This is a genomic window from Micromonospora sp. ATLC20, assembly GCF_057196585.1.
This window is the reverse complement of record NZ_JBXUOV010000055.1, coordinates 1-17,977: the sequence shown is the minus strand read 5'-3', so window position 1 is coordinate 17,977 and position 17,977 is coordinate 1. Positions and strand designations below refer to the sequence as shown.

The following is a 17,977-nucleotide window of genomic DNA, read 5'->3' as shown; positions in this document are numbered from 1 at the left end:
GACAGGGCTCCCCGGGCCGGACCACGCCGGGTGGAACGCCGTGGGTGTCAAATCGCCTCCGACACACCCATCACGTTCCACCCGCCGGTCGAACCCACGCGATCTTGCAGTTTCGGCCCTCGCAAATTGGGGTGAAGCGGCGAAAACGCATGCCGAAAGTGCAAGATCAGCGAGGCGAGGGAGCCAGAGGGCGGCGGGACGGCTACAGGGCGATGCCGAGGAGGGCGTCCACCGTGTCGGCGAACAGCTTCGGGGCCTGCGGGTCGTCGGTGGCGCCGGTCAGGGTGGCTTCGGCCCAGCGGTCGGCTGCCGCCAGGGCACCCGGCGTGTCCAGGTCGTCGGCCAGGCGCTCGCGTACCTCGGCCAGCAACGCCGCCCCCGATGGCCCGGCCGGCGCGGCGGCGGCCCGCCGCCAGCGGCCCAGCCGCTCCTGCGCCTCGGTGAGCAGCTCGTCGGTCCAGGAGCGGTCGCTGCGGTAGTGCCCGCTCATCAGCGCCAGCCGGACCGCCATCGGGTCCACCTTGTCGGCCCGCAGCCGGGACACGAAGACCAGGTTGCCCTGGGACTTCGACATCTTCTCGCCGTCCAGGCCGATCATGCCGGCGTGCACGTAGTGGTCGGCGAACGGCGCCTCGCCGGTCAGCCGCTCGGCGTGCGCGGCAGAGCACTCGTGGTGCGGGAAGATCAGGTCGTTGCCGCCGCCCTGCACGTCGATCCGGTCGCCGAGCAGGTTCAGCGCGATGACAGTGCACTCGATGTGCCAGCCGGGACGGCCCGCGCCCAGTTCGCCACCGAGCCAGGACGGCTCGCCCTCGCGGGCGCCGCGCCACAGCAGCGGGTCGAGCGGGTCGCGCTTGCCGGCGCGTTCCGGGTCGCCGCCGCGCTCGGCGAACAGTTCGATCATCTGCTCACGGGACAGGTTGGACTCGTAGCCGAACCGGGGCGCGGCGGAGATGTCGAAGTAGACGTCGCCGGTGCCGTCGTCGAGCCGGTACGCCGCGCCGTCCTTGAGCAGCACCAGCACCTTCTCGGCGATGTCCGGGATCGACTCGACGGCGCCGACGTAGTGCGCCGGCGGGATCATCCGCAGCGCCTCCATGTCCTCGCGGAACAGCGCGGTCTCCCGCATGGCCAGGACCTTCCAGTCCTCGCCGTCGCGCTCGGCGCGCTCCAGCAGCGGGTCGTCGATGTCGGTGACGTTCTGCACGTACCGCACGTCCAGGCCGGCGTCACGCCACATCCGCTGCACCAGGTCGAACGTGATCATTGTGGCGGCGTGTCCGAGGTGCGTCGCGTCGTACGGGGTGATGCCGCAGACGTACATCGAGGCCGCGCCCTCGGGCCGGCTGGGGTGGGCGCCCTGCCGCGCAGAGTCGTACAACCTCAGCGACACGCCCTCGCCGGGCAGCCGTGGCACGTCATGTCCCGCCCAAGACTCCATGACCGCCAGCCTAACGATCCGTCAGACGCTAGGGTGCCGCCCTACGGGTGATCAACGCGACAACGGCTCACATCGGCGGCCAGGGCATCGCCGGCCACTCCTGCGGCGGCAGCGGGAACCGGCCGCTCTCGCCCAGCCGCTCGACCCGTTCCGCCAGCGCGGCCAGCTCACCGATGGTCAGGTGCTCGGCCAGTTCCTCGCCGAGCGACCCGCGCAGCTGCCCGGCCAGGCCGTCGAGCATCTCCACCGCGTCCGGCGGCAGCTCGCGGCCGGCCCAGCCCCACAGCACCGTACGCAGCTTCTCCTCGACGTGGAAGCTCACGCCGTGGTCGACGCCGTAGATCCGGTCGTCCGGGCCGACGAGCACGTGCCCGCCCTTGCGGTCGGCGTTGTTGATCACCGCGTCGAGCACGACGAGCCGGGCCAGGCGGGGGTCGTCGGCGTGCGCCAGCGCGTACGCCGCCCCGTCGTCGTCGCGGGCCGCGGCGACCGGGAACCAGCGCGGCGGGATCTCCCGCGCCGGCACGAACCCGACGAGCGGCTCGGCGTCGTCCGGCTCGTCGATCCAGAGCTGGCACGAGCCGGGACCGAACGGGCCGTCGCGCAGCACGGTCGGGGGCACCAGGTCCCAGCCGGTGGCCCGGGACACCAGGTACGCGGACACCTCCCGGCCGGCGAGCGTGCCGTCCGGGAAGTCCCAGAGCGGGCGCTCGCCGCGTACCGGCTTGTAGACGCAGTGCGCGGTCACGTCGCCGAGCGCGATGACGCCGCGCAGCGTCGCGTTGGAGGCGTCGACGAGCCGCCCCTGGAGGGTCAGCTCACCGTCGGCGAGCAGCCGCAGCGCCTCGGCGCCGTCCTGTCGGGGCTGCAGTTCCGACGAGGTCACCGGTGATAGCCGTTGTGCCGGGGGCAGAGGTGACCGGCCGGGTCGAGCGGCTGGCCGCACAGCGGGCAGGGGGGCCGGCCGGCGTTCACGACGCGCTTGGCCCGCTCGATGAACTCGCGGGTCGCCTCCGGGGTCAGCCGCACCCGCAGGCGGTCGAGGTCGTCGTCCGGCTCGTCCGGATCCTCGTCGGCGTCGTCGTCCGCGTCGCCCAGCTCGACCTCGACCTCCGCCTCACCGACGGCGATCGCCTCGATCACCACGGTGGCGGTGTCCACGTCGAAGGCCAGGCCCAGCGTGCCGACCCGGAACTCCTCGTCCACGGGCGTGTCGAGCGGCTCGTTGTCGCCGGTCACGGTGGTGACCGGCTCCGGCAGCTTCACGCCGAAGCGGCGCTGCGCCTCGGCGAGCAGCTCCTCCAGCTTCTCGGCGAGCAACGACACCTGGACCTTCTCCAGCGACACGCTGACCAGCCGGCCGCCGCCGCGCGCCTGGAGGAAGAACGTGCGCTCCCCCGGCGGGCCGACCGTACCGGCGACGAACCGCTCCGGCGGCTCGAAGGCGTGCACCTGGTGCGTCATACCCACGACCCTATCCGGCGTCCGGAAGCACCGCGCAGCCCACCGACGCCGAATCCGCCCAGAGCGAACGCGCCGCGTACGCCGGTCTCACCCGGCCGCGCCCGCGCCTCCGCCGACCGCCGCGTCGGACTCGGCCGCCCGCGCCGGGCGCCGGCGCCGCTTGCGCGGCGGCGGGACCAGCGCCGACAGGTCACCGCCGGTGTCGTTGAGCCGGACCAGGAACGGCCGCAACGGGGTGTAGCGGATCGCCGTCACCGACGCCGGGTCGGCCACGATCCGCTGGAAAAGATCAAGGTGTACGCCGAGCGCGTCCGCCACGATCGCCTTGATCACGTCGCCGTGGCTGCACGCCAGCCAGACGGCCTCCGGCCCGTGCTCGGCGCTGACCCGCGCGTCCCAGGCCCGGACCGCCGCCACGGCGCGCGCGGACATCGCCGCCATCGACTCGCCCTGCGGGAACGCGGCGGCGCTCGGGTGCTGCTGCACCACCGGCCAGAGCGGCTCCTTCGCCAGCTTCTTCAGCGACTGCCCCTCCCAGTCGCCGTACCCGCACTCGATCAGCCCGTCGTCGACGACCGGCTCGGTGCCGGGAAGGGCCAGGTCGAGGGTCTGCCGGCAGCGGATGAGCGGGCTGGTCACCACCGCCGCGAGCGGCAGCCCGGCGAGACGCGCGCCGACCGCCGTGGCCTGCGCCCGGCCGGTGTCGTCCAGCTCGACCGGTTGCCGCCCGGCCAGGCCGCCGTCGGCGTTCGCGGTGGTCCGGCCGTGTCGCAGAAGCAGAAGGGTCGCCACGCTGACCACCCTAGGCGGTACGTCCCCCCGATGATCGTCCCGCCACGACCCCCACCGCCTCCCGCCCCCGCACACCGGTCCCCGAACCTCCATCCGTCGGCGTCGATCATGAAGTTGGGCCGGACCAACCCGGCCAACCTCATCGTCAACACCCAGCAGCCCGAGGCAGCCCGTACCACCCAGGGGACGCGTTCGGCGGCAGGCGGAGATCTTGGAAGGAAGGGGCCCCATGAGGGCCGTTTCCTTCCAAGATCTCCCGTGGTGTCCGTGCGCCGGGGCCCGCTCGCCTGCGCTGGCTCTCTGCCGCCGCCGGATGGAGATCTTGGTACGTTCCCGCCCTTACAGGGGCCGTTCCGTACCAAGATCTCTCGCAAGCCCTTTGAGACCGCCGTCGGCGGCTCGACCTTCCAAATGATCATGAAGTTGACGGTCACAAACCGGACGCGAGGTGCCGTCAACTTCATGATCGACGCTTGCGGGGACGGTCGGGGGGTGGGCGTGGGTGGTCCGGGAGGCGGGTGTGAGCGGTGCGTCGGGTGTCCGGTTTCGGGGTGGTCGGGGACACCCGGGTGGCGGAATCGGGGACGGTGGCTGGGCGTTATACCTGGTGAACGACCGCAGCAGCACTCCCGGCCCCCCTGGCAGGCGGGCAGCGGCACCCGGGAATGACCCCGGGCCGGCGGTCGTTGTGCATGTCTCCGGCGCGGCCAGTGAGCCCCGTACGCCACCCCCGGGCGTCCGCGGGCCGCGTGAGCGCAAGGCGCCGGATCCCCCGAAGACTTCCTTGAGCGCCTGACGGTGCCCACGCACCCCACCCCCGGGTGTGCGTCGACCCCCGAACGGAGCCCACCATGAACACGATCCTGCGAAAGAGCATTCTCGGTATCGCCGGTCTGACCGTCGCCGGTGGCCTCGCCGCCGGCCCCCTCAACCACGACACCAGCACCCCCACCGCCCGGGACACCGCGGTCACCACCACCCAGGCCACCGGCAAGCTGGACAGCGCCGCGCTCATCCCGCACGGCGTCCAGGGCACCCAGTCCCACATCGACCTCGACGACGAGCAGACCGCCAACGTCAAGGCCATCATCGCCGCGACCAAGAAGGCCGGCATGGACGAACGCGCCGCCGTCGTCTCCATCGCCACCGCCCTGCAGGAGTCGAAGCTGGAGAACCTCGGCCACCTCGGCGACCGCAACGACCACGACTCGCAGGGCCTGTTCCAGCAGCGCCCCTCCAGTGGTTGGGGCACGGTCGAGCAGATCACCGACCCCGAATACTCCACCACCGCCTTCCTGAAGGGCCTCAAGCAGGTCGACGGCTGGCAGGACATGCCCCTGACCGCCGCCGCCCAGACCGTCCAGGTCTCCGCCTACCCCGACCACTACGCCCAGTGGGAACAGCAGGCCGCCGACCTCGTCGCCCAGCACTGGAACAGCTAAGACAAGCAGAAGGCCGGCACCCCGAACAGCGGGGTGCCGGCCTTTCGCACGACAGCGTCAGGTGGCGCTGATCGTGCCGGTCGCCAGCAGGCAGATCAGCAGGCTGCCCAGCGCCACCCGGTACAGCACGAAGACGTACAGCGTGTGGTGGGCGACGTAGCGCAGCAGCCACGCGATGGCCGCGTAGCCGACGGCGAACGCGATGAGCGTCGCGATGACCATCTGCGCCACGCTCGGCGCGGCGGTGCCCGGCGCCGACGGCTCGAAGACGTCCGGGAGACTGAACACACCGGAGATCACCACGGCCGGGATGGCCAGCAGGAACGAGTAGCGGGCGGCGGTCTCCCGGGTGAGGTTGAGCAGCAGGCCCGCGGTCAGGGTGCCGCCCGACCGGGAGACGCCAGGCACGAGCGCCGCGGCCTGGGCGAAGCCCATCACCACGCCGTCGCGCATCCGGAAGTTCTCCAGCGTGCGGGTCTGCCGGCCCCAGTACTCGGCGAAGGCCAGCAGCATCGCGCCGATGATCAGCGTGCAGGAGATCAGCCAGAGGTTGCGGCCGGCGGTGCGGATCTGGTCCTTGAAGATCAGCCCGAAGATGCCGATCGGGATGGTGCCGACGATGACGTACCAGCCCATCCGGTAGTCGAGGCTGGACCGCACCGAGCGGTCGACCAGGCCGACGAACCAGGTGCGGACGATCCGCCAGATGTCCTTGGCGAAGTAGATCAGGACGGCGGCCTCGGTGCCGAGCTGGGTCACCGCGGTGAACGACGCGCCCGCGTCCCGGCCGAAGAACAGTTCCGAGGTGATCCGCAGATGCCCGGACGAGGACACCGGAAGGAACTCGGTCAGCCCCTGGACCAGGCCCAGGACGATGGCCTCGATCCAGGTCACTCGCCGACTCCGGACAGCTCCAGGGCCTCGGCGACGGTACGCAGGGTCTGCACCCCGCTGTCCCGGTCGGCCACGAACAGCGACACCGACAGGGTGGTCACGCCCGCGGCGGCGTACTCCCGCATCCGCTCGGCGATGCGCTCCTTCGGGCCGAGCAGCGAGGTGCGGTCGATGAACTCCATCGGTACGGCGGCGGCCGCGTCGCGCTGCCGCTTGGCCAGGTAGAGGTCCTGGACCTCGCGGGCCGCGTCGCCGTAGCCCATCCGGGTGGCGAGCTGGTTGTAGAAGTTCTGCTTGCGGCTGCCCATGCCGCCGACGTACAGCGCGGCGTACCAGCGCACCAGCTCGGCGCAGGTGGCGATGTCGTCGCCGACCACGACCGGCACGGACGGCACCACGTCGAAGCCGGCCAGTTCCTTGCCCGCCGCGGCGCGCCCGGCGCGCACCGAGGCGAGGTGCTCCTCGGCGAACTCCGGGGAGTAGAAGACGGCCAGCCAGCCGTCGGCGATCTCGCCGGCCAGTTCCAGGTTCTTCGGGCCGACGGCGGCCAGGTAGATCGGGATGTGCTCGCGCGGCGGGTGGAAGCCCAGCCGCAGCGCCTTGCCGGGGCCGTCGGGCAGCGGCAGCGTGTAGTGCTCGCCGTCGTACGCGACCTCCTTGCGGGCCACCGCCAGCTTGACGATGTCGACGTACTCGCGGGTGCGGGCCAGCGGCTTGGCGAACCGCACACCGTGCCAGCCCTCGGAGACCTGCGGGCCGGACACGCCCAGGCCGAGCCGGAACCGGCCGCCGGAGAGCGTGTCGATGGTCGCGGCGGTCATCGCGGTCATGGCGGGGGTACGGGCCGGGATCTGCATGACCGCGGACCCGACGTCGATGCGCTCCGTCTGACCGGCGATCCAGGCCAGCATGCTCGGCGAGTCCGAGCCGTACGCCTCCGCGGCCCAGACCACCGAGTAGCCGAGCCGGTCCGCCTCCTGGGCCAGCGCCAGGTGGTCGAAGGGCGTGCTCCACGCCGTCTGGTATCCGAGGTTGAGCCCGAGTCGCACTGATCCTCCCACCGTCCGCACCACAGGTCGCATCAGGTTACGCAATGAGCGTGGCACCCTCGACGTCCGGCTCGCCCCGAACATGTCACACCGGGTGGAGGTCGCGCGGGAAGTTGACTGCGGCGAGGATATCCGTGACGCCGGGTTCGAAATAAGGTTCACGCATGCAACAGCGACCGCTCGGCCGAAGCGGGCTGGCGGTATCGCGGCTCGCGCTCGGCACCATGACCTGGGGACGGGACACCGACGCCGACGACGCGGCCGCCCAGCTGAAGAGTTACCTCGACGCGGGCGGCAACCTCGTCGACACCGCCGACGTGTACGCCGACGGCGACGCCGAGTCGGTGATCGGCTCCCTGCTGGGCACCCTGGTGGACCGCGACGAGCTGCTGATCGCCACCAAGGCGGGCCTGCGGCCGGGCAGCCGCCGCCGGGACGGCTCGCGGGGGCACCTGCTGCGCACGCTCGACGCCTCGCTGCGCCGGCTGGGCACCGACCACGTCGACCTGTGGCAGGTGCACGGGTACGACCCGGACACCCCGCTGGAGGAGACGCTCTCGGCGCTGGACCACGCGGTGTCCAGCGGGAAGGCCCGCTACGTGGGGGTGTCGAACTTCTCCGGCTGGCAGACCGCCCGGGCCGCCGCCTGGCAGGCCGCCTGGCCGGGGCGCGCGCCGGTGGTCGCCGCGCAGGTGGAGTACTCGCTGCTGGAGCGCGGTGTGGAGCGGGAGGTGCTGCCCGCCTGCGCCGGGATGGGGCTGGGTGTGCTGCCCTGGTCGCCGCTGGGCCGGGGCGTGCTGACCGGCAAGTACCGCAACGGCCGCCCGGCCGACTCGCGGGCGGTGTCGCCGCACTTCGAGCGGTTCGTCGCCACGTACCTGGAGCCGCGCTGCTCCAGCATCGTGGAGGCGGTCGCCATCGCGGCCGGCGGGCTCGGCGTGTCGCCGCTGGAGGTGGCGCTGGCCTGGGTGCGGGACCGGCCAGGCGTGACCGCGCCGATCCTGGGTGCCCGGACCGTCGGGCAGCTGCTCGGCGCGTTGCAGGTGGAGCGGATGACGCTGCCGGAGGAGATCGTCACGGCGCTGGACGACGTGTCGGCGGTGCCGGTGGGCTACCCGGAGCGCGACGGCTGAGCCGTACGAGGGCGATCCGGGTCACCCGCAGGGGGTGGCGGAGGGCCCGCGACCTGGGCAGCATAGGGGCATGGACTACGAATACGCGCCGCTGCGGTTGCCCTCGAACGTCGATCGGCTGACCGCCGCGGCGCAGCTGGCGATCCAGGCCGAGTTCTCCGGCTGGGAGCTGGCCCGGGTGCGGCTCTACCGGGACGGCACGCGGCAGGTGGTGCTGCGGCGCCGCCTGGTCAACCAGTCGCAGCCGGGCCTGTCGTACTGACGACGGGCCCGTCCCCGGGGCCGCGCGACGCGGCGCCGCCCCGGGGACGCGCACGGCCTAGTGCGCGTGGTCGTGCTCCTCGTCGAGCTCCATGAACGGGTGCTCGTCGAGCCGGCCGACCAGCCGGTCGTCGGCGGCCGGCTGGAACGGGCCGACCGGGTCGTCGTCGTCGAACGACTCCAGGTCGACGGGGGTGCCGACCTCGCTGACCATCACCACACCGTCCAGCGGCTCCAGCTCCGGCACGTCGAGCGCGGACAGCGAGCCGTCGCCGCTCTGCAGCAGCTCCAGCACCGCCTCGCCGACGCCCTCGACCGGCGCCGGCTCGTCCTCCTCCGGGGTGCCCTCCCGGCGGGCCGCCTCGGCCGCGCGCAGCAGCGCGGCGACACTCGGCACCCGGTAGTCGCGCCGCTGCCGCACCGAGATGACCCGCGGGTGCGGGTCGGTGGGCTCGCCGCCCTCGACGGCGCCGAAGCGCTCGTCGGCCTCGTCCGGGTCGATCGACTCCACGTCCCAGGGCGTCACCTCGCCGAACGCGTCGAGCAGCTGCTCGTCGTAGGCGAACGAGGCGTTGTTCAACGCGACGTACGCCTGCCAGACGGCGTCGTCGTCGATCCGGCCCTGGGCGGCCCGGACGGCGGCCAGGTGGGCGCGGGCCGCGTCGATCACCCGCTCGAGGGCGGCGTCCAGCTCACCGTGCTGGTCGGTCATGTGTGGCAGTCCCTTCGCGATGGGGGGAGGTTCCGCGCCGGCGGCGCCGCGGCGGGCGCGGTCAGCAGGTACGGAGGAAGCGGTCCAGAACCCGCACGCCGAACTGTAGTCCGTCCAGCGGAACCCGCTCGTCGATGCCGTGGAACAGGCCGGAGAAATTGAGGTCGGCGGGCAGCCGCAGCGGCGCGAAACCGAAGCAGCGGATGCCGAGCTGGGAGAACGCCTTGGCGTCGGTGCCACCGGAGAGCATGTACGGCACCGGGTGCGCGCCGGGGTCCTCGGCGCGCAGCGCCTCCGACATGTGCGCCACCAGGTCACCGTCGAACGTGGTCTCCAGGGCCGGCTGGCGCTGGACGTACTCGATGGCGATGTCCGGCCCGACCAGCTCGCGCAGCTGCCGTTCCAGTTCCTCGCTCTGCCCGGGCAGGCTGCGGCAGTCGATGGTGGCGGTGGCCCGGCCGGGGATGACGTTGTCCTTGTAGCCGGCGGCCAGGCGGGTCGGGTTGGCGGTGTTGCGGACGGTCGCGCCGATGATGTTGGCGATCGGGCCGAGCTTGGCGATCGCGGTCTCCGGGTCGTCCGGGTCGATCTCGATGCCGAGCACGTCGGAGACCTCGGCGAGGAACGCCCGTACGGTGTCGGTCATCACCACCGGGAAGCGGTGCCGGCCGATCCGGGCGACCGCCTCGGCGAGCGCGGTGACCGCGTTGTCGTCGTGCACCATCGAGCCGTGGCCGGGCCGGCCCTTGGCGTGCAGGCGCAGCCAGTCGATGCCCTTCTCGGCGGTCTCGATCAGGTAGAGGCGGCGCTGCTCGTCGACCGAGTAGGAGAAGCCGCCGACCTCGCCGATCGCCTCGGTGCAGCCGTCGAACAGGTCGCGGTGGTGCTGGGTGAGGAAGTGGGCACCGTAGTCGCTGCCGGCCTCCTCGTCGGCGGTGAAGGCGAGCACGACGTCGCGCCGGGGGCGGACGCCGGTGCGCTGCCAGTCACGGACGACGGCGAGCACCATCGCGTCGAAGTCCTTCATGTCGATCGCGCCGCGGCCCCACAGGTAGCCGTCGCGGATCTCGCCGGAGAACGGGTGCACCGACCACTCGTCCGGGTCGGCGGGCACCACGTCGAGGTGGCCGTGCACGAGCAGCGCGTCGCGGCCGGGTTCGGTGCCGGGGATCCGGGCGACCAGGTTGGCCCGGCCGGGCGCGGATTCGTGGATCTCGGCGTCGACGCCGACCTCGGCGAGTTTCTCCGCGACGTACTCGGCGGCGCGCCGCTCCCCCGCGCTGGTGTCGTTGTCGCCGGTGTTCGTGGTGTCGATGCGCAGCAGGTCGCGGCAGAGGTCGACGACCTCGTCGGTGGCGTCGGTTCGGGCGGGGGCGGCGTCGCTCGTCATCGCTTCCTTATACCAGCAGGTGAGGTGGTCGCGGGCCGCCGGTGGCCCGGCGGCGGTTTCGCGGATCGCCGGGCCGGGTACCGCCGGACCGCCCGGACATCGACTCCGGCCGTCATGAGGAGGGCACCATGACCGTCCCCCTGCCGCCGCTGCCGCCGGCCGCCGACGACGCGTACCGGCCGGGTGGGCGCAGCGTCGCCGACCTCGTGGACACCGAGCACCAGGCGCTGCTGGGGCTGGCCGACCGGGTCACCGACCCGGCGCTGGACGCCACCGGCCGGCGTGAGGTGCTCGACGTGCTGACCGCCGCCGTGTCCCGCCACCTGTCCGCCGAGGAGCAGTACCTGTTCCCGGCGGCCCGCGCCGCGATGCCGGACGCCGCCGAGCTGGTGGAGCGGGAGATCGAGGCGGATGCCGGGCTGCTGACCGCGCTCAAGGAGCTGTCCGGTGCCGACGACCCGGCGGTCGCGGACGTCGCCGAGCGGGTCCGCCGGCACGTCAGCCGCGTCGCGGCGCTGGTCACGCCGCTGCGCGAGGTGGCGAGCGACGCCGAGCTGATCCGGCTGGGCAACCGGTGGGAGATCGCGGAGGAGGCGGCGCCGACCCGGCCGCACCCCGGCACGCCCGCCACCCCGCCCTGGAACAAGATCGTCGAACCGGCGGTCGGGGTGCTGGACAAGGTGCGCGACGCGGTCACCGGGCGGCGTACCCGGCTGAGCGACCTGGAGCATCCCCGCGAGGGGTGAGCCGATCGCCCCTTCCGTGTATCGGTTCGTGGTCCTACCGTCACGGTATGGATCTGGAGCTGCGACACCTGCGTGTGGTCTGCGCGATCGCGGAGACGGGGAGCGTCACCAAGGCCGCCTCGGCGCTCGGCCTGGCCCAGCCGGCGCTGACCGCCCAGCTTCAGCGGATCGAACGGGCGCTGGGCGGGCCGTTGTTCGAACGGGACCGCCGCGGCGCCCGTCCCACCGCGCTGGGCGAGCTGGTGCTGGACCGGGCCCGGGTGCTGCTGCCGGCGATGAAGGGCCTGCGGGACGAGGCGGCCCGGATGGCCGGCGCGGGCGATCCGCTGCGCCGGTACCGCTTCGGCGGGGTGAACAGCCCGATCCTGGGGCGGCTGGTGCACCGGCTCGCCGCCGAGCGGCCGGACGCGCAGATCACCACGTACGGCTCCTGGTCGGTGGACGAGCTGGCGCAGATGGTCGCGGGTGGCCGGCTCGACTTCGCGCTGACCGGCGTGTGCGGCGACTCGACGCCGTCGGCCGGGTTCGGGCTGAGCTGGCGGGAGGTGGCGGTGGAGCCGATCTGCGTGCTGCTGCCGCAGACCCACCCGCTGGCCGGCCGCGCCGACGTCGACCTGGTCGACCTGCGGCGTGAGCGGTGGGTGGCCGCGCCGGGCGACGGCTGCTTCGGCGACTGCTTCGCCGCCGCCTGCGCCCGCTCCGGCTTCACCCCGAAGAAGGTGTACGAGGCGGACGTGCGGGCCGCGCTGGACCTGGTGGACGCGGGTGAGGCGGTGGCGTTGTGCCAGGCCACGTTCCGTCCGGTGGCCGGTCTGGTGACCCGCCGGCTCGCCGGTACGCCGCTGCGCTGGCGGCTGCTGCTGGGCTGGCATCCGGACGTGCCGGCCGCGGCGGTGGCCGAGCCGGTGCTGGCGGCGGCGGTCGCGGCGTACACCGACGCGCTGGCGAACCATCCGGAGTACCTGGGCTGGCTGCTGGCGCACCCGGAGTTCGGCGTGCAGCCCAACGGCTCGGGTGGGGTGCGAATCGCCTGAACCCGGGTAACACCGGCGACATGACTGATCTGTATCCGGCCGCCGACCAGCGGGAGCTGCTGCGCCAGGCGGCGACCGCGCACACCACCGCCGCCGCCGAGGTGGAGGCGTTCCTGCGCCGGTTGCCGGAGGTGCCGGGGCCGGCCGACGTGACGGAGTACGCCAACCTGCTCAGCCGCGAGGAACGCGCCCGCGCCGACCGGCAGGCCGCTGCGGACGCGGCCGGGCTGCGGCTGCCCAGCCTGGAGTCGGAGTAGCCGGTGGCGGCCGGGCGGGGGGGCCCCCCGCGCGCCGCCGGCTTTCGGCTCAGCGTTCGACGAGGACGTCGTGCCCGAGGTCGAGCAGGGCGTGGCGCCACTCGTCGTCGGCGTTGCCCCGGCGTGGCCGCTGCGCGGTCAGCTCCCGGATCCGGGTGATCGCCTCCCGCATCACCTCGATGTCCTCCGGTGTGAGGTCCACCTTGCGCTTGCGCAGCACGGCGAGGATCTGCCGGCCCGGCTCGGGCAGGTCCAGGTCCGGGCCCGGGCCGAACGCCTCCTCCCCCGAGCCGCGGGTCAGCAGCCACTGCCGCAGCGTCTCGGAGGACACGTTCACCTCGGCGTGGAAGTCGTCCCAGATCACCTCGACCTCGGGGTCGAGTCGCGCCTCGCGTACCATCACGCCTCCTCTCCCGGCGGCGGCCCGGATGCCGGCTCGCCCTCGTTCGGTGTGTGCTGCTTCAGGCCCTCCGGCGGCACCCGCACCCGGGACGGGTTCGCCGTCGGGGTCGCCTCGATCGGCTCACCGGCCCCGACGCCGTCGTCGGGGATCTCCTCGGGTTCGGTCATGTCCGCCCTCCGGTCCTTCGGTGGCGGCCCGTCCCGGCCCGGCCGGGACGGGCCACGGCCGGTCATCGGGGATGGGACGTGGTGGCCGGCGTGTAGCCCCGCTCACCGGCGGTGACGTCGAAGACGAGCTGGTCGTCGCGGGTGTCGACGGTGACCTTCTGCCCGGGCGAGATCTCGTTCTCCAGCAGCATCCGGGACAGCCGGTTGTCGACCTCGCGCTGGATCACCCGGCGCAGCGGACGGGCCCCGAACTCGGGCTGGTAGCCGTGCTCGGCGAGCCAGTCGACGCCGGCGGTGCTGAAGTCGACCTGGATGTCCTGGGCGTGCATGCGGCGGCGGGTCTCCTCCAGCAGCAGCCCGGTGATCTGGCGCAGCTGCTCGGCCTCCAGCCGCTGGAAGATGATCACCTCGTCGATGCGGTTGAGGAACTCCGGGCGGAAGTTCTCCTGGAGCCGGCGCATCAGCCGTTCCCGCAGCTCGTCGCTCTCCTGCTCGCCGGGCGCGCCGGTGGCGAAGCCGACGGTGCGCTGGGTGCCGGTGATCAGCTCCGAGCCGAGGTTGCTGGTCATGATCAGGACGGTGTTCTTGAAGTTCACGGTGCGGCCCTGACTGTCGGTGAGCCGCCCGTCGTCGAGCACCTGGAGCAGGATGTTGAACACGTCCGGGTGCGCCTTCTCGATCTCGTCCAGCAGCACCACGGCGTACGGGCGGCGCCGCACCGCCTCGGTGAGCTGGCCGGCCTCCTCGTAGCCGACGTACCCGGGCGGGGCGCCGACCAGCCGGCTGACCGTGTGCCGTTCCTGGAACTCGCTCATGTCCACCCGGACCATCCGGTCCGCCTCGCCGAACAGCGCCTCGGCCAGCGCCCGGGCCAGCTCGGTCTTGCCGACGCCGGTCGGGCCGAGGAACAGGAAGCTGCCCATCGGCCGGTCCGGGTCGGCCAGGCCGGTACGGGAGCGGCGTACCGCCTCGGAGACGGCGCTGACCGCGTCGTCCTGGCCGATGATCTTCTCGTGCAGGTGCCCCTCCAGGCGCAGCAGCCGGTCGCGTTCCTCCTCGGTGAGCTGGGTGACCGGGATGCCGGTGGCCCGGGAGACCACCTCGGCGATCTCCGTCGGGCCCACCTCGGGCACGTGGTTGGGGCCCTCGTCGCCGCGGGCGCGGCGGACCTGGTCCTCCAGTTCGGCGAGCCGGTCGCGCAGCGCGGAGGCCCGCTCGTACTGCTCGTCGGAGACCGCCTGCTCCTTGTCCCGGCGCGTCTCGTCGAGCTGCTGCTCCAGCTCGCGCACGTCCTCGGCCGGGGTACGGGTGCGCAGCCGCACCCGCGCGCCGGCCTGGTCGATCAGGTCGATCGCCTTGTCCGGCAGGAACCGGTCGGTGACGTACCGGTCGGACAGCTCACCGGCGGCGACCAGCGCCTCGTCGGTGAACCGGACCTGGTGGTGCGCCTCGTACCTGTCGCGCAGGCCGCGCAGGATCGCGATGGTGTCGTCGACTGTCGGCTCGGGCACCAGCACCGGCTGGAACCGGCGGGCCAGCGCGGCGTCCTTCTCGATGCTGCGCCGGTACTCGTCCAGCGTGGTCGCGCCGATCACCCGCAGCTCGCCGCGCGCCAGGGCCGGCTTGAGCATGTTCGAGGCGTCCATCCCGCCCTCGCTGCCGGCGCCGCCCGCGCCGACCAGCGTGTGGATCTCGTCGAGGAAGATGATCAGCTCCTCGCGGTGGGCGCGGATCTCGTCGATCACCTTCTTCAGGCGTTCCTCGAAGTCGCCCCGGTAGCGGGTGCCGGCGACCAGGCCGGACAGGTCGAGCTGGATCACCCGCTTGCCGATCAGCGTCTGCGGCACGTCGCCGTCGCAGATCCGCTCCGCCAGACCCTCCACGATCGCGGTCTTGCCGACACCGGCCTCGCCGATCAGCACCGGGTTGTTCTTGGTCCGCCGGGACAGGATCTCCACCGCCTGCTCGATCTCGTCGGCCCGGCCGATCACCGGGTCGATCTGGTCCATCCGGGCCAGCTCGGTGAGGTCCTGGCCGTACTGGTCGAGGGTCGGGGTGCCGCGGTCCGGTCGCGGGGCGTTCGTCGCGCCGCGCTCGGCGCTGGCCGCCTGCAACGACTCGGGCTGGATCCGGCCGGCGGCGAGCATCCGGCCGGCCGGCGACTCGGGGTTCAGCGGCAACGCCATCAGGATGTGCTCGGGACCGATGTAGTTGGCGCCCATCGCCCGGGACAACTGGTGCGCGTCGAGCAGCGCCCGCTTCGCCGCCGGGGTGAGCGACAGGTTCGGCGGCACCTCGCCGCGCGGCGCGCCCTCGCCGCGGCCGCCCAGCGCGCCCAGCAGCGCGTCCGGGTCGGCGCCGGCCCGGCGGACCAGGTCGCGCAGCGGCTCGCGCTGCAACGCCGCCCAGAGCAGGTGGTCGGTGTCCAGGTCGTTGCTGTGTTTCTGGGCCGCGCGGCGGGCCGCGTCGGCGAGCATCTCCCGCGCGTCGGCGGTCATCAGGCGCGTGATGTCGACCCGGTGCGCCGGCCGCCGTCCCCCCTCGCCCCGGCCGAAGTATCGGGCCAGGAACTCGTCCCAGGGGTCGTTGCCGAAGTCACCCGGTCCCATCATCTCGTCCTCCGCAGTCAGTCGGCACGACCGGCACCCGGCACGCGCGGCACGGTCGGCGGTGGCTACCCGGCGGTCGGCGCGACAAACGCGACCGGATGGCAGGCTGGGGGCATGGAGAGCAGACCGCTGCTGATCGTGGACGGCGCGAACGTGGTGGGCTCGCGCCCGGACGGCTGGTGGCGGGACCGGGCCGGCGCGGCGGTCCGGCTGCGCGACGCGCTGGCGTCCGTCGGGGACGCGGGCGTGCCGCCGGAGCTGCCGCCACCGGTGCAGGTGGTGCTGGTGGTGGAGGGCGCGGCCCGGCACGTGCCGCCCGCGCCCGGCGTGGACGTGGTCTCTGCGCCCGGCTCCGGCGACGACACGATGGTCGAGCTGGTGGCCGCCGCGCCGGATCGGCGGCGGGTGGTGGTCACCGCCGACCGCGAACTGCGCGAGCGGGTCACCGCGCTCGGCGCGGAGGTACGCGGACCGCGCTGGCTCGGCCGCTAGGGCGTGTCTTCAAAGGTTCACAACCATTGGAGTAGCGCGGCGATGGTGACGGTGGCCTGGTACGAGGTCGCGGTCTTGTCGTAGCGGGTGGCGACGCTGCGGCATTGCTTGAGCCGGTTGAAGCACCGTTCGACGACGTTGCGCCGCTTGTAGAGCTGCTTGTCGAACGTTGGTGGCCTGCCGCCGCGGCTGCCTCGCCGGCGACGGTTGGCCTGCTGGTCGGCTCGTTCGGGGATCGTGTGCCCGATGCCGCGCCGGCGAAGGTCGGTCCGGATCGCCTTGGAGCTGTAGCCCTTGTCGGCGATGACGTGATCAGGGCGGACGCGGGGTCGGCCTGGCCCCGCCCGGCCGACGCGGATCGAGGCCATGACGTGGGCGAAGCGGGTGCAGTCGTTGACGTTGCCGCCGGAGAGCACGAACGCCAGCGTCCGGCCCAGGCCGTCGCAGGCGAGGTGAATCTTGGTGGTCAGTCCACCTCGAGATCGACCGAGGGCGTGATCTTGTGGTTCGTCCGATTCCCGGCGCCCCCTTTAGCGCCGGCGGCGTGCTGGTGGGCTCGCACGATGGTCGAGTCGACCGACACCAGCCAGTCGATGTCACCGGCGGCGTCCGCGTCGGCCTGGACCCCGGCGAGCATCCGCTCGAACGTGCCATCCAGGGCCCACCTACGGAAACGGGTGTAGATCGACTGCCACGATCCGTAACGAGCGGGCACGTCCCGCCACGCCGCCCCGGCCCGGATCTTCCACACGATCCCGTTGAGCACCCGCCGGTCATCGGCGCGTGGCCGACCACCGGTCACCGCCGACGGCAGATACCGCGACAGGGCTTCCCACTCGACGTCAGACAACTCGTAGCGACGACCCACGCGCTACATCATCCGACACCAAGATCCTTTGAAGACACCGCCTAGGACGCCGGTCCCGCTCGCGGGACCGCGGTGTCCGCCGGCAGGACCGCCGGCCGGGGTCTTCGCGCACGTCAGCGCGGGAACCGGACACGAGGGCCGCAACCACGCGAGGGTGGATGTTCGTCCACCCGTTCCGATGGGTTGTAATGGAGATCTCTTCCGCCCCCAGGAGGTCCCCGTGGCGAGCGTCGCCGAGCTGAAGGCCGCCATCGATGTCGCTCTCCAGCAGATCGGTGACGGCCAGACAGCGGTGCAGGCCGCCGGCGAGAAGCTGGCCGAGGCGCAGCAGACCCTGGCCGGCGCGCTGGAGGGCAGCGGCCACGAGACGGTCGAGGCGGCGCAGGCCTCGCTGACACAGGCCGGCCAGGAGCTGGAGGAGTGTCTGGCCGCGACACTGGTCGCGGTGGAGCAGGCACAGCTCTACGTCGCGACGCTCTGAGGCCCGGCCGTGTCCATCGTCGAGGACATCGGCGCGCAGGTGCGCGCCGCCGCCGAGGAACTGCCGCTGGCGCAGCTCGCCGCCGCGTTGGAGAAGCTCGGCCAGGCGCAGGAGCGGCTGCGCTGGGTACGCCAGGAGTCGTCCGACCCGATGGGGGTGCCGGAGCTGTCCTCGGCCACCGAGCACGCCGAGACGGCCGGCTACGCGCTGCGCGTGGCGCAGGAGCAGCTCACCGCGTACCTGGCCGCGATCGGGCTGGCCCCCGACGGCGGTCGCCCGACCTTTGCGGGCGTGCGGCCGCCGAAGCACGACACGCCGCGCGGCGAGGAGCCGCCCGTGCCC

19 protein-coding genes and 2 pseudogenes are annotated in these 17,977 nt (G+C 73.0%); 9 read left to right on the top strand and 12 right to left on the bottom strand.

All coding sequences use genetic code 11. The annotated features are described in order from the left end of the window. Nucleotides 1-202: 202 nt before the first annotated feature. From mshC to AC2CHG_RS14370, 4 genes are all read right to left on the bottom strand, one after another. Nucleotides 203-1,441: a cysteine--1-D-myo-inosityl 2-amino-2-deoxy-alpha-D-glucopyranoside ligase gene (mshC, locus tag AC2CHG_RS14385; protein WP_402805776.1), complete on the bottom strand. Its 1,239-nt coding sequence runs from the start codon at nucleotides 1,439-1,441 to the stop codon at nucleotides 203-205. Nucleotides 1,442-1,508: 67 nt separating this feature from the next. Continuing rightward, on the bottom strand, nucleotides 1,509-2,327 hold the full coding sequence (locus tag AC2CHG_RS14380; protein ID WP_402805773.1) for an SCO1664 family protein: 819 nt from the start codon (nucleotides 2,325-2,327) through the stop codon (nucleotides 1,509-1,511). After that, a complete protein-coding gene (locus AC2CHG_RS14375; protein ID WP_013286077.1) occupies nucleotides 2,324-2,905 on the bottom strand; it encodes a DUF3090 domain-containing protein in 582 nt (193 codons plus the stop codon). The genes AC2CHG_RS14380 and AC2CHG_RS14375 overlap by 4 nt, the downstream gene beginning before the upstream one ends. 87 nt (nucleotides 2,906-2,992) lie before the next feature. Beyond that, a complete protein-coding gene (locus AC2CHG_RS14370) occupies nucleotides 2,993-3,706 on the bottom strand; it encodes a histidine phosphatase family protein (RefSeq protein ID WP_484524913.1) in 714 nt (237 codons plus the stop codon). Between the two features lie 842 nt (nucleotides 3,707-4,548). Here AC2CHG_RS14370 and AC2CHG_RS14365 point away from each other — a divergent pair. Continuing rightward, nucleotides 4,549-5,139, top strand: coding sequence for a hypothetical protein (locus AC2CHG_RS14365; protein WP_484524912.1), 591 nt, complete (start codon nucleotides 4,549-4,551; stop codon nucleotides 5,137-5,139). A gap of 57 nt (nucleotides 5,140-5,196) precedes the next feature. Here the strand turns inward: AC2CHG_RS14365 and AC2CHG_RS14360 are convergent, their stop codons facing one another. Beyond that, nucleotides 5,197-6,033, bottom strand: coding sequence for an undecaprenyl-diphosphate phosphatase (locus tag AC2CHG_RS14360; protein ID WP_366626145.1), 837 nt, complete (start codon nucleotides 6,031-6,033; stop codon nucleotides 5,197-5,199). Further along, nucleotides 6,030-7,082: an LLM class F420-dependent oxidoreductase gene (locus AC2CHG_RS14355; protein WP_194801613.1), complete on the bottom strand. Its 1,053-nt coding sequence runs from the start codon at nucleotides 7,080-7,082 to the stop codon at nucleotides 6,030-6,032. The genes AC2CHG_RS14360 and AC2CHG_RS14355 overlap by 4 nt, the downstream gene beginning before the upstream one ends. 164 nt (nucleotides 7,083-7,246) lie before the next feature. On the opposite strand from AC2CHG_RS14355, the gene AC2CHG_RS14350 reads away from it, so the two are divergent. Both AC2CHG_RS14350 and AC2CHG_RS14345 read left to right on the top strand, forming a co-directional pair. Then, the gene (locus tag AC2CHG_RS14350) at nucleotides 7,247-8,215 is read left to right on the top strand and encodes an aldo/keto reductase (protein WP_194801614.1); all 969 of its coding nucleotides are present in this window, start codon (nucleotides 7,247-7,249) and stop codon (nucleotides 8,213-8,215) included. A 70-nt stretch (nucleotides 8,216-8,285) separates the two neighbouring features. Next, nucleotides 8,286-8,477, top strand: a complete 192-nt coding sequence (locus AC2CHG_RS14345; RefSeq protein WP_030274256.1) for a DUF5703 family protein — start codon at nucleotides 8,286-8,288, stop codon at nucleotides 8,475-8,477. Nucleotides 8,478-8,534: 57 nt separating this feature from the next. On the opposite strand, the gene AC2CHG_RS14340 is transcribed toward AC2CHG_RS14345, so the two are convergent. Beyond that, on the bottom strand, nucleotides 8,535-9,188 hold the full coding sequence (locus AC2CHG_RS14340; RefSeq protein ID WP_013286069.1) for a hypothetical protein: 654 nt from the start codon (nucleotides 9,186-9,188) through the stop codon (nucleotides 8,535-8,537). 61 nt (nucleotides 9,189-9,249) lie between these two features. Next, on the bottom strand, nucleotides 9,250-10,578 hold the full coding sequence (locus AC2CHG_RS14335) for a M20/M25/M40 family metallo-hydrolase (RefSeq protein ID WP_366626142.1): 1,329 nt from the start codon (nucleotides 10,576-10,578) through the stop codon (nucleotides 9,250-9,252). A 128-nt stretch (nucleotides 10,579-10,706) separates the two neighbouring features. On the opposite strand from AC2CHG_RS14335, the gene AC2CHG_RS14330 reads away from it, so the two are divergent. The 3 genes from AC2CHG_RS14330 to AC2CHG_RS14320 are packed head-to-tail and all read left to right on the top strand — an operon-like array spanning nucleotide 10,707 to nucleotide 12,615. Next, entirely contained in the window at nucleotides 10,707-11,324 is a 618-nt protein-coding gene (locus tag AC2CHG_RS14330; RefSeq protein WP_366626140.1) for a hemerythrin domain-containing protein, read from the top strand. Nucleotides 11,325-11,371: 47 nt separating this feature from the next. Next, entirely contained in the window at nucleotides 11,372-12,358 is a 987-nt protein-coding gene (locus AC2CHG_RS14325; RefSeq protein WP_013286066.1) for a LysR family transcriptional regulator, read from the top strand. 20 nt (nucleotides 12,359-12,378) lie between these two features. Further along, on the top strand, nucleotides 12,379-12,615 hold the full coding sequence (locus AC2CHG_RS14320; protein ID WP_013286065.1) for a hypothetical protein: 237 nt from the start codon (nucleotides 12,379-12,381) through the stop codon (nucleotides 12,613-12,615). 49 nt (nucleotides 12,616-12,664) lie between these two features. On the opposite strand, the gene AC2CHG_RS14315 is transcribed toward AC2CHG_RS14320, so the two are convergent. The 3 genes from AC2CHG_RS14315 to AC2CHG_RS14305 form a co-directional block, all read right to left on the bottom strand. Continuing rightward, nucleotides 12,665-13,015, bottom strand: a complete 351-nt coding sequence (locus AC2CHG_RS14315) for a DUF3140 domain-containing protein (RefSeq protein WP_135239924.1) — start codon at nucleotides 13,013-13,015, stop codon at nucleotides 12,665-12,667. Further along, nucleotides 13,015-13,185, bottom strand: coding sequence for a hypothetical protein (locus AC2CHG_RS14310; RefSeq protein ID WP_402805756.1), 171 nt, complete (start codon nucleotides 13,183-13,185; stop codon nucleotides 13,015-13,017). Before AC2CHG_RS14310 ends, AC2CHG_RS14315 begins: the two co-directional genes overlap by 1 nt. A gap of 62 nt (nucleotides 13,186-13,247) precedes the next feature. Continuing rightward, nucleotides 13,248-15,797, bottom strand: a complete 2,550-nt coding sequence (locus tag AC2CHG_RS14305; protein WP_262015579.1) for an ATP-dependent Clp protease ATP-binding subunit — start codon at nucleotides 15,795-15,797, stop codon at nucleotides 13,248-13,250. A gap of 111 nt (nucleotides 15,798-15,908) precedes the next feature. Here AC2CHG_RS14305 and AC2CHG_RS14300 point away from each other — a divergent pair, with 111 nt between their 5' ends. Beyond that, a complete protein-coding gene (locus tag AC2CHG_RS14300) occupies nucleotides 15,909-16,286 on the top strand; it encodes a hypothetical protein (protein ID WP_194801619.1) in 378 nt (125 codons plus the stop codon). Between the two features lie 17 nt (nucleotides 16,287-16,303). Here AC2CHG_RS14300 and AC2CHG_RS14295 read toward each other — a convergent pair. After that, a pseudogene (locus AC2CHG_RS14295) lies at nucleotides 16,304-17,154 on the bottom strand (IS5 family transposase). A gap of 220 nt (nucleotides 17,155-17,374) precedes the next feature. Here AC2CHG_RS14295 and AC2CHG_RS14290 point away from each other — a divergent pair. Then, a complete protein-coding gene (locus AC2CHG_RS14290; RefSeq protein WP_013286060.1) occupies nucleotides 17,375-17,635 on the top strand; it encodes a hypothetical protein in 261 nt (86 codons plus the stop codon). A gap of 9 nt (nucleotides 17,636-17,644) precedes the next feature. Beyond that, nucleotides 17,645-17,977 (top strand): annotated as a pseudogene (locus AC2CHG_RS14285) (hypothetical protein); the annotation flags it as partial.